14 protein-coding genes are annotated in these 14,230 nt (G+C 42.7%); 3 read left to right on the forward strand and 11 right to left on the reverse strand.

Features of this window, described 5'->3' with window-relative positions; genetic code table 11:
• Positions 1-17: 17 nt before the first annotated feature.
• From glnD to PJ15_RS16685, 3 genes are all read right to left on the reverse strand, one after another.
• On the reverse strand, positions 18-2,681 hold the full coding sequence (glnD, locus tag PJ15_RS16675) for a [protein-PII] uridylyltransferase (protein WP_005257074.1): 2,664 nt from the start codon (positions 2,679-2,681) through the stop codon (positions 18-20).
• A gap of 24 nt (positions 2,682-2,705) precedes the next feature.
• Entirely contained in the window at positions 2,706-3,923 is a 1,218-nt protein-coding gene (purT, locus tag PJ15_RS16680; RefSeq protein ID WP_171248623.1) for a formate-dependent phosphoribosylglycinamide formyltransferase, read from the reverse strand.
• Positions 3,924-4,043: 120 nt separating this feature from the next.
• Complete coding sequence (locus PJ15_RS16685) at positions 4,044-4,433, reverse strand: tautomerase family protein (RefSeq protein WP_047432720.1); 390 nt, start codon at positions 4,431-4,433, stop codon at positions 4,044-4,046.
• A 188-nt stretch (positions 4,434-4,621) separates the two neighbouring features.
• Here PJ15_RS16685 and PJ15_RS16690 point away from each other — a divergent pair, with 188 nt between their 5' ends.
• Positions 4,622-5,086: a hypothetical protein gene (locus tag PJ15_RS16690; RefSeq protein ID WP_047432723.1), complete on the forward strand. Its 465-nt coding sequence runs from the start codon at positions 4,622-4,624 to the stop codon at positions 5,084-5,086.
• A 64-nt stretch (positions 5,087-5,150) separates the two neighbouring features.
• Here the strand turns inward: PJ15_RS16690 and PJ15_RS16695 are convergent, their stop codons facing one another.
• Positions 5,151-5,468, reverse strand: a complete 318-nt coding sequence (locus tag PJ15_RS16695; protein WP_047432726.1) for a hypothetical protein — start codon at positions 5,466-5,468, stop codon at positions 5,151-5,153.
• A gap of 202 nt (positions 5,469-5,670) precedes the next feature.
• Complete coding sequence (locus PJ15_RS16700; RefSeq protein WP_005257087.1) at positions 5,671-6,375, reverse strand: Crp/Fnr family transcriptional regulator; 705 nt, start codon at positions 6,373-6,375, stop codon at positions 5,671-5,673.
• Between the two features lie 106 nt (positions 6,376-6,481).
• Here PJ15_RS16700 and PJ15_RS16705 point away from each other — a divergent pair, with 106 nt between their 5' ends.
• Together PJ15_RS16705 and PJ15_RS16710 are read left to right on the forward strand one after the other, a co-directional pair.
• A complete protein-coding gene (locus PJ15_RS16705; protein WP_005257089.1) occupies positions 6,482-7,015 on the forward strand; it encodes a DUF962 domain-containing protein in 534 nt (177 codons plus the stop codon).
• Between the two features lie 135 nt (positions 7,016-7,150).
• Positions 7,151-7,720 carry a hypothetical protein gene (locus PJ15_RS16710; RefSeq protein WP_005257090.1) on the forward strand — a complete coding sequence of 190 codons (570 nt, stop codon included), beginning with the start codon at positions 7,151-7,153 and terminating at the stop codon, positions 7,718-7,720.
• An 88-nt stretch (positions 7,721-7,808) separates the two neighbouring features.
• On the opposite strand, the gene ychF is transcribed toward PJ15_RS16710, so the two are convergent.
• From ychF to PJ15_RS16740, 6 genes are all read right to left on the reverse strand, one after another.
• Positions 7,809-8,900, reverse strand: a complete 1,092-nt coding sequence (gene ychF / locus PJ15_RS16715; RefSeq protein WP_047432728.1) for a redox-regulated ATPase YchF — start codon at positions 8,898-8,900, stop codon at positions 7,809-7,811.
• A gap of 94 nt (positions 8,901-8,994) precedes the next feature.
• Complete coding sequence (locus PJ15_RS16720; RefSeq protein WP_005257093.1) at positions 8,995-9,654, reverse strand: methionine ABC transporter permease; 660 nt, start codon at positions 9,652-9,654, stop codon at positions 8,995-8,997.
• Complete coding sequence (locus tag PJ15_RS16725; RefSeq protein ID WP_005257094.1) at positions 9,635-10,705, reverse strand: methionine ABC transporter ATP-binding protein; 1,071 nt, start codon at positions 10,703-10,705, stop codon at positions 9,635-9,637. Before PJ15_RS16725 ends, PJ15_RS16720 begins: the two co-directional genes overlap by 20 nt.
• 11 nt (positions 10,706-10,716) lie before the next feature.
• A complete protein-coding gene (locus PJ15_RS16730; RefSeq protein WP_047432730.1) occupies positions 10,717-11,547 on the reverse strand; it encodes a MetQ/NlpA family ABC transporter substrate-binding protein in 831 nt (276 codons plus the stop codon).
• A 35-nt stretch (positions 11,548-11,582) separates the two neighbouring features.
• Positions 11,583-12,995, reverse strand: coding sequence for an LLM class flavin-dependent oxidoreductase (locus PJ15_RS16735; protein ID WP_032863874.1), 1,413 nt, complete (start codon positions 12,993-12,995; stop codon positions 11,583-11,585).
• Positions 12,995-14,218, reverse strand: coding sequence for an SfnB family sulfur acquisition oxidoreductase (locus tag PJ15_RS16740; RefSeq protein ID WP_047432731.1), 1,224 nt, complete (start codon positions 14,216-14,218; stop codon positions 12,995-12,997). The genes PJ15_RS16735 and PJ15_RS16740 overlap by 1 nt, the downstream gene beginning before the upstream one ends.
• Positions 14,219-14,230: the final 12 nt, after the last annotated feature.

Genomic DNA, 14,230 nt, shown 5'->3' on the forward strand with positions numbered 1-14,230 from the left:
TTACCAAACAATAAAATTTAAGATGGATTACAAATTTGATTCGATGCTTCATCCAAAGCGGCTTTTAGTGTTTCCACAAAAGTTTTGACTTCTTCATCGGTGAGCAAGACACCATTTTTCTTGGTGACAAAGAAAATATCTTCTGCACGTTCGCCCAAGGTCGCAATTCTTGCAGAATGGATATCCAGACCCTGTAGCATGAATAAGCCCCCGATACGCGCCAGTAATCCGGGTTGATCCAGCGTTGAAATCTCGACCATATGTTGCTGTAAGGTCGGGTTCAGGACAATATCCACTGTATTCTGCACATCAAAATGACGTAAATGACGCGGGATACGGCGTTGCATAATCCCCGGATATTGGTCTGAATGGCTTAAGGCATCGACCAAGGCCGCTTTCACTTTGCGTTCGCGATCTGGATCAGTCAACAAAGTACCAAAACGATCAAGAACCAAATAGGTGTCTAAACTGAATGACGTCGAAGCGGTAATAATACGGGCATCCTGAACATCCAGATTCATACGATCTAATACGGCTACAGTTGTGGCAAATAGATTTGGCTGATCGCGGGTATAGATAAAGATCTGCACTGCATCATCTGCTGCATTACGATGCGCACGTAATAACACCAGAGGTTCTGGGTTATCACCGTGTTGCAGAATCGCTTGGGTATGCCATGCAATTTCATTGGCTGATTCTTTAACAAAGTATTCATCGCCCAGTTCTTGCCAGACTTTCTCAACTTCAGCAAGGGAGAAGTCATTCACCAAGAGTTCACTTGCAGCAAATTTGGTGTCTTCAATCAGCATTTGATAATCGACTGGACGGCCCAAGCCTGAACGGATCACATCACGCGCATAGGTATACAGCTGACGCATTAACGATGCACGCCATGTATTCCAAAGCTTAGGGTTGGTGGCATTAATGTCGGCAACCGTGAGGGTATAGAGATAATCGAGATGCTCCATATCACCGACTTTTTCAGCAAACTCTCTGACTTCGTCTGGGTCGGAAATATCTTTCTTCTGGGCAGTGAGTGACATGAGTAAATGATTGTTGATCAGCCATGCCACCAGTTTGCATTCACGTTCGGTAAAACCATGCGTACGACAGAATTCAATGGCATCAATTGCGCCGAGTTCACTGTGATCACCGCCACGACCTTTGGCAATATCATGGAAAATCGCAGCCATATAGACGATGTCATGGCGGGCAATACGTTGGAACACAGAACTTACGACGGGAAATTCTTTGGCGAATTCAGGTTCTTTAAAACGGCTCAAATTACGGAGTAACAATAAGGTATGTGCATCGACGGTATAAATATGGAATAAGTCGTATTGCATTAACCCTGTAATCTGTCCAAATGCAGGAATGTAATTGCCGAGAACGCCGTAACGTTTCATCGCCACCATGGTGTTATATAAATGCGGTGAACGGATAATCGACATGAACAGGGCTTGATGTTCTGGATTGTCGCGGAAACGCTGGTCAATCCGTTTTGCTGCAAGCACCAGCAGACGTAAGGTACGGGCACGAATTCCAGTAATTTCTGGTCGATTCGCCAATAGATAGAACAACTCCAAAATTGCGCTTGGCTCTTCTGAAAAGACTTTGTGATGTTGAACCGCAAGCTTGCCATCGACAATTTTAAAGCGTTCATTAATATCGATAATATGACGTTCATAATCAGGCAGGCGAGGCGTAATCACTGACTCATTGAAATAGGCCAGTAGCATTTCATTCAGCGTTGAAACTTGTTGCGCCGTCCGATAATAGCGCTTCATGAACTGCTCAACTGCAAAATTAACAGGCTGACCTTCTTCACGTACGTAGCCAAATTTTGCTGCAATATCACGTTGATATTCGAATAAAAGACGATTTTCGTCGCGTTTGGCAAGACGATGCAAATGGGTACGGATTTCCCATAAAAAGCTTTCCGCTTCTTCGAGTACGCCGAGTTCAAATTCGGTAATAAAGCCCAAATGCACCAGATCATAAATACGATTGACACGGAAATGACGTTTGGCAATCCAGCCGATCTGGTTGATATCGCGAATACCGCCCGGAGCATTTTTAATATCAGGCTCTAAGTTGCTTTCCGTATTGTTGTGCTGCGCATAACGCTTGGCTTGTTCAGCCATTTTGGCATCATAGAAGGTTTGATCCGTCCATGTTTGCGCCACGATACGACGCGGCCATTTAGCCAGTTGCTGATTGCCAGTAATGAGTCGTGCTTCAATCAGTGTCGTAGCAACGGTCAAGTCATTAATGGCTTGTTCAACACAGTTTTGAATGGTACGAACACTGATGCCCGGTTTGAAATTACCAACATCCCATAAAGAAGAAATAAAGGTTGAGATCAGTTTTTCTTGTTCTTCACTGATTTCATCCTCAGATAAAATCATAATGTCGGTATCTGAATAGGGCAGCATTTCATGGCGGCCGTAGCCACCCACTGCAAATAGACCTAATTCAGTTTGATTTAAACCAGCATGATTCCAGAGAAAGATCAGCGCCTCATCAATCGAGTCTGAACGGGCGCCAATCACTTCACGAATCGGTTGCCCATTTTCATAACTCTCCTGTAATTGATTTTCTACATCCGTTCGCCATTGGTTAATGGCTTGAATATCATGATGACTGGTGACGTAGTTCAACAATGGCGAGGTATTGATCATGAAAATGGGTCTACTCAATTCAGGTTAAGAGTTAGTGTGTACGCTCACTTGGTCTGCGGCTTGTTGGGCCAATTCACGCGCAAGATCTGTGGTTTCAGCACGTGCAGTGGCAACACCCATACGACGGCGTTTAAAGCCTTCTGGTTTTCCAAAGAGGCGTAAGTCTGTATCTGGATTTGCTAAAGCAAGATTCAAGCCAGCAAAGCTGAGGTTCTTCGCATCGACACCCGCATAGATCACTGCACTTGCTGCCACACTGTGACGTGCAGTATTTACAGGTAAACCTAAAATGGCACGGGCATGCAATTCAAATTCGCTTTGGAATTGTGAAGCCAAAGTCACGAGACCTGTATCGTGTGGGCGAGGTGAAACCTCACTAAACCAGACTTTATCGCCTTTGATGAATAACTCAACCCCAAAAATACCACAACCGCCTAAAGCAACAGTGACTTTATTGGCAATACGTTTTGCTTCTTCCAGCGCGGCAGGCGTCATTTGTTGTGGCTGCCAGCTTTCGACATAATCACCTGCATCTTGACGATGTCCGATCGGATCACAGAAATGGGTTTCAATTTCGCCTGTTTCTGGGTTTTTAGCACGGACGGTAAGCAGGGTAATTTCAAAATCAAAATCGATTTGCGATTCAATAATCACGGTACCTTGATTAACACGACCGCCTTGCATTGCATAATCCCAAGCAGCATCCACTTCATCAAAGCTTTTTACACGAGACTGGCCTTTGCCTGATGATGACATCACAGGTTTGACGAAGTTTGGATAACCAATGTCGTCACATGCAGCGCGGAAACTTTCTAAAGTGTTGGCAAAGCGATAAGCCGAGGTTGGTAGACCAAGTTCTTCAGCCGCTAAACGACGAATCCCTTCACGGTTCATGGTAAGGTTCACCGCTTTAGCCGATGGGATGACCGTAGCCGTTTTATTTTGTTCGATTTCGACCAAGACTTCAGTAGCAATCGCTTCAATCTCAGGAACAATCAGATTTGGTTTTATTGTTTCAATCAGTTGTTTTAATTCGGCTGGATCGGCCATATTCAGGGTGTAAGCATAGTGAGCCACTTGCATTGCTGGTGCGTGATCATAACGATCTGCGGCATGGACTTCGACACCCAAGCGTTGTAAAGAAATGACAACCTCTTTACCAAGCTCTCCAGAACCTAACAGTAAAACCTTAAATGCAGAAGATTGAAGTGGAGTTCCAAGAGTGACGCTCATGCGAATAATCCTATCCTGAGTAATTTGTGTTTAAGCATAGCAGAACTTTTTGCTGAATTAAGCCTATATGACACAAAAAACATGCTTTTTGTTAGACAAAAATATTGTGGGTAAAGCCCTTTGATTTAATTAAACATTGACTTGATAATTTAGTTTTAATTCTTCCGCATTTTGCCCACGAATTCCCCAGTTGACTTTGGGTGTTTCAAAAATCGTGATTTCAACGTCATGAGGTGAAATCCCACATTGTTGTTGAATATAAGTAAAAATTAACTGGATTAGGTGTTTTTTTGCTTCTTTACTACGTCCTTCAAACATTGATATTTCGATAATCAGATAATTGTCACTGCGATCCTCTGGATAAATAAAATTGCCGGTCGCAAGACTGATAAAACGTTGGAATTTCTTTTCTACAGGATAATTCAAGCTGTCGACCAGCGCCTGATGAATGGCATGGGAAAGCTGATTTCTAAACTGTTCAATTGTTTGTTGTAATGCATAAATTTTGATTTGTGACATGGGGGATTTACTTCCTGATGAATAGTTCATTGTTTTATTCAAGTTAATATAGAGAAATTTAGCGCAAGACAAACCTGAAATCTTTCGCTGATATCGCAAATTCTATGCATGATAAAACAGTAACAATGATTGAGAATTATTCCCAAATTGACTAGCATAATGGCCTTATGTTTCATCGGCGATCTGATATGTCTAATCTAAACACTCGTGTAACAGCAATCATGTTGTGTAGTGCCTTTTTCTTGGCTGCTTGCGGGAACTCAGGTGATGAGCCAAAAGAGAAGGTAGAGATCAAGCCAGCGCCAAAACTCAATAATGATGCAACGACCTATGCCAATGCTGCATGGAAACTGATCAATGAAATTGATCCGATTGTTTATAACAAGCAATCGGCTGAAATTGAAGAGAAGGTTAGAAAACCATTACGCCAGCTCAGCACGGATTGGCGGATCAATGTCAAAATGACAGATTCGGTGACCGAAGGGAAATATGCGCTTTGCCGTAAGGCATTGACCAGTCTGGATACTTGGGCGCGTGATGTCAAAGATAAGGAAAATGTATCTGTCCAAAAGCAGGCAGACTACGAGCGTGATAAAGCACAATGTAAAGATGCGATTGATAACCCTGCATTAGGAAATACCTCTCCTAAATAATTGGGTACACATAAAAAAGCGAGATCATTGATCTCGCTTTTTTATGGTTAAAGCTATTGCTGGATTATGAGGTTTTGACTGTTTTTGCCGCTTCCTGTTTGGCTTGAGTCGCTGTGGTACTCGCTACTTTTTTGGTTGCCGAAGCTGCCTTCATCGCTTCATGTTTAGTGGAGTCTTTGGCTTTAATGGCATCATGTTTTACGGTATGGGTTGCTTTGGTGGTTTCTTTTTTGGCTTTCACGACACCAGCTGCGACACATTTTCCACCTTTATGATTTGGGCCAGTGCCACCCTGGAGTTGAGTTCCTTTTGGACATGCAAATGCGCTAGCGCTTAATACGGTAAATAAGCCTGCTGTTAGAATTGTTGCGATTTTTCTCATGATTATCATCTGCGAGGATAAGCGATAGTGCTTAGTTTTAATGTAGACGCATTGAGATAGGGAAAGCAGACTGATTTTGTGAAATATTTTAGAGCATGCGTAGCATTTTATAGTGAGAGTTTGTCTTTTAATTTAGCGTTAAGTTTAAAAGCATATTGCAATCCAGAGCTTAATCATTAAGCTGCATTGCTATCTCTTGATCTTAGATTTTTAGATCACTCACGGTTGCGAATTGTCTTAATCTATCTAGATCAATTACTGTAATTTTCTTGAATCCTAATTGAATCACCCCTTGCTTTTCAAACTGGTTCAGTTCGTGGTTGATCGTTTGTCTGGAGACGGTCAGCATATTGGCTAGTTGATCCTGAGAGATTTGAATATTAAAGTCCTGAATCGTTGAACGGTTGCCATATCCTTCCAGAATGAATAACAGACGCTGTGCCAAACGTTGGCTAATGCTTTGGGTTTGAATCGCGATTTGCTCTAAAAATACGTAACGTAGTTTTTGGCTGGTGAGCAGGGCAAAGTAATACCAGTAATAGGGATTTTTTAGCAAAAAATCATTGAGCGCTTGGGCTGGAATTTGCAGTACAACACTCTTTTTTAAGGCAATGGCATCATGCGAACGCGGTTGCTGATCAATCAGGGAAATTTCACCAAACCACATGATCGGCTCTGCAATGGCAGCAATCGCTTCATTGCCATTCACATCGATATATCCCAGGCTAATCGAACCTTCCAGCACGCCGTATACGCCATCAAAGCGATCTTGGGCATGAAAAACTGCCGCATTTTTCTCAACGCTGTACTTTTTGCCATGCTCGATAATAAAGTTTTGAAAAGGTTCAGCTAAATGGCGAAACCATAAATTTTCTTTTAAATGCTGAATATAAAGCGGCTCTAACACGATTTTTCCTTGTTTAAAAAGACATCCATTTGTCAGCTACATGACAACTTGATCACGCTATTTCTTATAGATTAACAGCATAAACGAATGATATGAGGAAAGAAAAATGACAAATCTGGAACGTTTACTGAGTCAATATGCAGCTTATCACTTAGATCGAAATAATATTGTGACTCATTTTGTGGGGATTCCTTTAATTGTATTTTCAATTTTATGCTTAACGGCCCGTGCTGGCGTAGAAATATCGGGCGTGTCAGTCACATTAGCTTCCATACTGATTGTGCTCAGTATTCTCTATTATATTTCACTAGATAAGCTGTTTGGTATCCTGATGCTGATCATCATGATAGTCGCTTACCCATTCGCTGTAAAAATTGCTGCGTTACCTATGTGGAGCTGGTTGGGCGCAAGTATTGGTTTTTTTGTGGTGGGTTGGGTGTTTCAGTTTGTTGGCCATTATTTTGAGAAGAAAAAACCTGCCTTTGTGGATGATCTGGTCGGTTTGGCAATTGGTCCTTTATTTGTTTTGGCTGAATTTGTTTTCTTGCTGGGTTTCCGTAAGTCGTTGCATCAACGGATTTTAAAAGAAGCACAAATGAAACGTGCTGAAATGGATATGAAGCCGCAAACAGTCGCTTGATGGGCTGGACTCATATATAAAAAGCCAAGTTGATCAAGCTTGGCTTTTTCATTTATTGGATTCAAAGATTCTAAAAAACTCATTCAGTTGCTAAGCTATCACTATTCAAATGTGGTGGTCAGAATTAAAAAACACATGACAGGAATTTACGAATATTGGTCATTACCTTGCAAATTAAATATTAAATGTCCCGCATGTCAGGCCAAGGCGGATTTTGAATTTGCCCGATTGGCGAAGATTCCGCTGAAAAAAGATGTCGATTATTTTCAGCAGCATGCAGATTTTGAATATGCGCGTTTTCAGGATGCTTGTGGCGGTTATTGGCATGCTGCATTTTATTATCCAAATCTTTCTGGCGGCATTGACCAGATCCATGACTTACCAGAAGGATATGATCCAACAGCTTGGAGTACGCGCTATTCAGTGCAAAGTCGGGGTGGGGTGATATGTGAATCTTGTGGTTATCGACAGAAACATGAATTGAACTGGCCGAATGATGCCTATTATGTGGTGATGTATCGGCAACAGCATTTATGGGCCTTTCACCGTGAAGCTGCACTTGAGCTTTACCATTATTTGAGTGAAGCCTTACGCGACCATAAAAAATATCGTTATTCGTTCTTTCTATTGCATATTCCGACAATCTTCAAGCAGAAAAAAGCACGGCAGCATGTGACTCAGCGATTGCAAAAATTATTGAGTTAATGGGCTGTTAACGTTGCAGTTATCTTTGAGAAAATAAAAAAACCGCCAATAAGGTCATTACTGGCGGTTTGGAAATCAAAAAACTGATTTATACGTTAAAGCGGAAGTGTAATACATCGCCGTCTTGAACAACATAGGTTTTACCTTCTAAACGCCATTTTCCTGCTTCTTTGGCGCCATTTTCACCGTTATATTGAATGAAGTCATCATATGCGACACATTCAGCACGGATAAAGCCTTTTTCAAAGTCAGTATGAATCACACCAGCTGCTTGTGGCGCAGTTGCACCGACTTTAACTGTCCAAGCACGAACTTCTTGTACGCCCGCAGTGAAATAGGTTTGTAGGCCAAGTAATTTATAACCTGCACGAATCACCACGTTCAAACCTGGCTCTTCCATACCCATTGCTTCAAGGAATTCAGCACGATCTTCATCTTCAAGTAATGAAATTTCTGCTTCGATCTGGTTGCAAAGCGGTACAACAATCGCATTTTCTTCAGCAGCAAGTTTTTTTACTGCTTCAAGATGCGGGTTATTTTCAAAACCATCTTCTGCCACGTTGGCAATGTACATGGTTGGTTTAAGCGTCATTAAACCGAAACCGCGAACTGCTTTACGTTCGTCATCAGAAAGGTTAGCCGCACGTGCTGGTTTACCTTCATCAAGCAAAGGCTGAATTTTTTCTAAAACTGCTTTGGTTGCAACTGCTTCTTTGTCACCGCCTTTTGCTGCTTTAGTTAAGCGTAATAATGCTTTTGCAACAGTATCAAGATCCGCTAGTGCCAATTCAGTGTTGATGGTTGCGATGTCATCTAATGGGTCAATTTTACCATTCACGTGAATGACATTTTCATCTTCAAAACAACGAACTACGTGTGCAATGGCATCTGTTTCACGGATGTTGGCAAGGAACTGGTTACCTAAGCCTTCACCTTTTGATGCACCTGCAACAAGACCCGCGATATCAACGAATTCCATTGTGGTAGGTAAAATACGTTGTGGTTTTACGATTGCAGAAAGTTTGTCCAAACGTGGATCTGGTACGGGTACGATGCCTGTGTTCGGTTCAATGGTACAGAACGGAAAGTTTTCAGCAGCAATGGCTGCCTTTGTTAATGCATTAAATAATGTAGATTTACCTACGTTTGGCAGACCAACAATACCGCAATTAAAACCCATGAAACCACTCACAAATGTGTAATATAAAAATTGCTGCTGATTTTACATGAAAGCCATGACAAAGTCATGGCTAGAGCGGATTATCAATTCGACATTAAACTTTGCGTTTATCGAACTGTTGGGCAATATGATCACCTGTGGTTTGAACCAGCATCACCAAAACAATCAGTACCACGATCACCGCCAGCATGACTTGCATATCAAAACGCTGATAGCCATAGCGATAGGCAATGTCTCCGAGCCCGCCTGCTCCGATCGCACCTGCAATGGCAGAAGAACTGATCATGGTGACAATGGTCACGGTAAAGCCTGCAATGATGCCTGGTAGAGCTTCGGGAAGGAGTACGTGCCAAAGAATTTGTTTGCGGTTACAGCCCATCGCTTGTGCGGCTTCAATTAGACCTTGATCGACTTCGCGTAAACTGACCTCTGCAATACGAGCAAAGAAGGGAATTGCGGCAATGGTTAAGGGTACAATCGCAGCTAATACACCATAGCTTGTTCCGACAATCCAGCGGGTAAACGGAATCAATGCCACCATTAAAATCAGGAAAGGGACAGAACGGGTAATGTTAATGACCCAGCCTAAGGACTGATTAATTTTCTTGGATGGATAGATGCCAAAATCTGCGGTACTCACTAAAATCAAGGCAATCGGTAGGCCAATCAAAAAGGCAATCAAGGCAGAAACCCCTACCATCACTAAGGTATCGATTGTGCCTGTCAACAATAGATCAATGAGTTGATTGTACATAACCGATCACCTCAAGTTGTGTAATGGCAGGATGTTGTTCAAATTGTGCATCATTTAAGTCAAATTCGAGATGACCAATGCCAATCACCAGTGAGCCAATGGTTCGCTGTTGAATGGTATCTATCTGACTGTGATAGACCTGAACGGGGCTATTAAAGCTGCCCAGCAATTCATACAGATCAGGAACCGATTTCGATTCACTGACATATTTGAGTTTTAAAATCTGCTGTGTGGTGCGCTGATCAGCAGATTGGCTCAGTTCAAAGGGTAAATTCACCTGTTCAAAATTGAGTAATTCTTGCGTGATCGGTTGTTGTGGATTCGAAAATACCGACCAGACTTGCCCAGACTCGATGATTTCACCATGATCAATCACCACCACTTGATCACAGATTTCCTGTATGACCTGCATTTCATGTGTGATCAAGACAATGGTTAACCCCAAGTCTCGATTGATCTGCTTTAACAAAGCGAGGATATTGGCGGTACTTTCGGGGTCGAGTGCCGAGGTTGCTTCATCACAGAGCAGAATTTCAGGCTGAGAAACCAAGGCACGGGCAATACCAACACGTTGTTTCTGCCCACCTGAAAGTTGGGAGGGGTAATCCTGATGCTTGGCACTTAATCCAACCAGTGTCAATACATCATTAACCCGTTGTTCAATTTCAGCCTTGCCATAACCCGCAATACGTAGCGGTAAAGCCACATTTTCCCACACTGTCTTTGCAGACATTAAATTGAAATGCTGAAAAATCATGCCAATTTTTTGTCGTGTTTTGATCAGTTCAGCATGACTCAACTCAGCAATATTCTGCTGGTGAATCAAAATACTGCCTGTATCAATCGCTTCCAGACCATTCAAGGTACGGATCAGTGATGATTTTCCCGCACCACTTTTCCCGATAATCCCGACAATCTGCGCCTTAGGAATATCCAGATGAATGTCTTTCAAGGCATGTAAGCGTTGGCCTTGTACCTCATAAAATTTATTTAAACCGCGTATTTTCAGATGTGGAACTGAAAAATCGACCTGTGAACCAAAACTCACCATCATTGTTCTCCTTATTTCCAACCAGGGAACCAGAGCGTTGGGCCGAAATCGCTGTCTAATGCGGCTTTGACCTTCGGCGAATTTTGATAAATCTCGACAAATTTCTGTAGCTTGTTGTCTTTGTCCTGATAGTCATCACGCACCACAAATAAAATCGCATAACGTTTATTGGTATTGTCATCAAACAATAGGGCACTTTCAGGATCAGCCGTTTTTGCCAAGCGTAAGTAATGTGGATAGCCAAAAGCGAGATCAACATCATCAATCGCACGTGCAGTTTGAGGGCCTTCAACTTCGGTGAATTTCAGATTTTTCGGATTTGCAGTAATGTCTTTTAGGGCAGAAAGATGATTGTTGCTGTCTTTCAGTTCAATCAATTTGGCTTGTTGTAAAAGCAGTAATGCACGGCCTTGATTGACGGGATCATTAGGAATGGCAACAGTTGCGCCATTTGGAAGTTCATCGAAACTTTTATATTTCTTCGAATACAATCCAACATGTGAAGCAGCACCCGCAGCAAAGGATTTTAGCTTGAAGCCAGTTTCCTTAATCGCATTATCCAAGAAGGGTTGATGCTGGAAAAAGTTCGCATCAATGTCGCCATGACTAAGCGTAATATTCGGCGTATTCCAATCGGAAAATTCCACCAATTTCACATTGAGACCTTGTTGTTTGGCTTCATCCGCAGCGACTTGTAGTGGATGTGCAAAAGAAGGGCTAATCCCAATCACCAATTCACTGCTACTACTGTGTCTTTGTTTATTCCAGATGAATAACGCGATAATTGCGATAACAACGACAAGGCCAATACCCAACCATTTTTTTGAGGCAGTTTGAGCCATTTATTTCTCCAACTCTATTCTTAAACGTGTAAGTGCTAAGCACTAATTTCTTCAATTCTTTTTAGATCATCTGTGTTGTTATGCGTTCTACATCGGAACTGATCTGCAGGATGGCTTGCGGCTAAATGATCGCCTTGAGCAAACAGTTTGTTACGCAGTGAACCTGTTGCATATTCAGTTTTATAACGTCCACGTTGTTGTAACTCCGGAATCACCAATCGAATAAAATCATGATGTGATTCAGGGGCAACGGTACGGGTCAGGTTAAAACCATCAATGCCTGTTTGATCAAGCAGTTCTATTAGATATTCAGCAACCTCAGTGCCACTGCCGACAATCAGTGGATAACGGCCACCGAGAACATGCTGCGCTTTCAGATCATTTTTACTGATACGCTGTTCTTTAAATTTTTCATTGACGGAAGCAATACTGTTGCTCTTTTGATAGGGGATCGCTTCATCATCTTCGAACTTGGCAAGGTCAATACCGACTGAACTGGCATAATGGGCTAAGCCCGCTTCAGGGCTGGCATATTGGCGATATTCAGCCAGTTTTTGCTGTGCGAGTTCGTGTGTTTCAGCCACAACAACGGTAATGCCGACAAAGATTTTAATGCCATGTGCATCACGACCTTGTTGCGTAGCCTGCTGACGTATTTTATTGACTTGCTGACGAATCTTTTCAGGTTGATCTCCGCCAATAAAAATACATTCTGCATGACGTGTGGCGAACTGTAATCCCTTCGGCGAAGCACCGGCCTGAAATAGGGTTGGAGTGCGTTGTAGTGATGGCGCCACCTGAAACACACCTTGGCTTTGGTAATATTGACCTTGATGATTGATCGTGTGGACTTTTTGGGGATCAGTAAAAATACGCTGTTGCTTGTCTTTCTTCAAGGCATCATTTTCCCAAGAACCTTCCCAATATTGATAGCAAAGCTGTAAAAATTCCTCGGCCTGATCATAACGCGCATCATGATCTTTTAAGCCTTTTTGTCCAATCAGGCGTTCAGCACTATCCAGATAACCTGTGACAATATTCCAGCCGAGACGACCTCGGGTTAAATGATCAAGACTGGCAAAACGGCGTGCAAATTGGTAGGGCTGTTCATAGCTGAGATTGACGGTCACGCCAAAGCTTAAATTCTGTGTCACCAAGGCCATTGCTGAAATCAAGGTCGAAGGATCATGACTAGGCAACTGGATCGACTCTTTTAAGGTCAGATCGATCCCATTTTGATAGACATCATAAACACCCGTAATATCTGCGAGGAATAAGCCATCAAACAAACCTTGTTCTAAGGTTTGTGCCAATTCAGTCCAATAATTCAGTTCATTAAAGCGATGTGATTGATCACGCGGATGGGTCCATAAACCGTGATTGATATGACCAACACAGTTCATATCAAAAGCATTCAGTAAAATTTTCTTCGGGAGATTTTGACTCATCACAGTGTCCCTCGGCGTGGTGGTAAGATACCGTTCAGGACATAATTGCCAATAAAGTAATATTTCCAACGTGCGGCATCGTGCAAGGTATGTACCCGTGCATTTCGCCAATGACGATCGAGACCATCTGCACGTTGACTACCGCGGCTGCCTGCCAATTCAATGAGTTTCGATGATGCTTTTAATGCGGTTTCCGTACTATGCGCACGAACTTTGGCGACATCAATTGAGGCTTTGGCTAAGTTCTCTGCATTGAGTTCCTGCTTAGCGATATCAACTGATTGAGCTGCTTGTTTGAGTAGTAGTTCACTGGCTTTAACATCAGTTGCCACGCGACCCAATTCAGACAGAGTTAATGGATCTTGAGTTGCTGATTCAATATTGGCATCAATCCAAGGGCGAGCCACACGCACGCGTTGTAGTGTTTCCTCAAATGCGGCACGGGCAATCCCAACTTCAATCGCAGCATGCATGATTTGTGCAAATGGTCCGACCAAAGACAACTGTTTGAAAGCGGTATCAAAAGGAATGACATCTTCTTTGGCAACGAAGACCTGATTAAACTTGACTGTGCCACTGCCTGTGGTGCGTTGACCAAAACCAGACCAGTCATCAATCAGCTCAAGGCCTTGGCTGTCGCGTTGTACAAAAGCTAGAAACTCATTACCGGCTTCATCCACCACTAAGGTTGGAATACGATGGGCGAATAGACTGCCTGTGCAATAAAACTTTTCCCCTTGAATCAGATAGCCGTTTTCACTTGGAATCAATGTGGTTTGCTTATGGGCTGAAGTACGCGTTTTAAATTCAGCCAGTGCATTACCAAAACGAGCACCTTGTAAAACTTCTTGATAGAGACGTTTCTTTTGTGCCTCTGTGCCTGTATTTCGCAGTACTTCCAATGCATAGAAGTGATTTTGTGGAATCTGCCCAATCGAACCATCTGCACCGCTAAATAGGGCAATCACTTTGGCAACGGTGAGGCTGGAAACTTCTGCACCGCCATACTGTTTAGGTACGGTAATCGCCCATAAACCTGATTGGCTATACGCTTCGATTTCTGTAAAAGGTAAGTCCCGATTTGCGTCGCGTTCCACCGCATTTTGCTTAAACTGTTGACTTAGTTGGATCGCAATTTCCAGTGCTTCTGCATCACTCTGAATAACATGCGCCGCTTTAAAATGAGTTTTGGCAAAACCTTGTAATTCTTGATATGAAGTCATGATGATTTACTC

The organism is Acinetobacter sp. neg1 (assembly GCF_000788125.1).
Lineage (GTDB): Bacteria > Pseudomonadota > Gammaproteobacteria > Pseudomonadales > Moraxellaceae > Acinetobacter > Acinetobacter vivianii.

What these genes read in the sequence shown, in the direction of transcription:
- glnD (WP_005257074.1), bottom strand. Translation starts at nt 2,681, where the DNA reads ATGATCAATACCTCGCCATTGTTGAACTACGTCACCAGTCATCATGAT.
- PJ15_RS16685 (WP_047432720.1), bottom strand. Translation starts at nt 4,433, where the DNA reads ATGTCACAAATCAAAATTTATGCATTACAACAAACAATTGAACAGTTT.
- PJ15_RS16690 (WP_047432723.1), top strand. Translation starts at nt 4,622, where the DNA reads ATGTCTAATCTAAACACTCGTGTAACAGCAATCATGTTGTGTAGTGCC.
- PJ15_RS16695 (WP_047432726.1), bottom strand. Translation starts at nt 5,468, where the DNA reads ATGAGAAAAATCGCAACAATTCTAACAGCAGGCTTATTTACCGTATTA.
- PJ15_RS16705 (WP_005257089.1), top strand. Translation starts at nt 6,482, where the DNA reads ATGACAAATCTGGAACGTTTACTGAGTCAATATGCAGCTTATCACTTA.
- PJ15_RS16710 (WP_005257090.1), top strand. Translation starts at nt 7,151, where the DNA reads ATGACAGGAATTTACGAATATTGGTCATTACCTTGCAAATTAAATATT.
- ychF (WP_047432728.1), bottom strand. Translation starts at nt 8,900, where the DNA reads ATGGGTTTTAATTGCGGTATTGTTGGTCTGCCAAACGTAGGTAAATCT.
- PJ15_RS16720 (WP_005257093.1), bottom strand. Translation starts at nt 9,654, where the DNA reads ATGTACAATCAACTCATTGATCTATTGTTGACAGGCACAATCGATACC.
- PJ15_RS16725 (WP_005257094.1), bottom strand. Translation starts at nt 10,705, where the DNA reads ATGGTGAGTTTTGGTTCACAGGTCGATTTTTCAGTTCCACATCTGAAA.
- PJ15_RS16730 (WP_047432730.1), bottom strand. Translation starts at nt 11,547, where the DNA reads ATGGCTCAAACTGCCTCAAAAAAATGGTTGGGTATTGGCCTTGTCGTT.
- PJ15_RS16735 (WP_032863874.1), bottom strand. Translation starts at nt 12,995, where the DNA reads ATGAGTCAAAATCTCCCGAAGAAAATTTTACTGAATGCTTTTGATATG.
- PJ15_RS16740 (WP_047432731.1), bottom strand. Translation starts at nt 14,218, where the DNA reads ATGACTTCATATCAAGAATTACAAGGTTTTGCCAAAACTCATTTTAAA.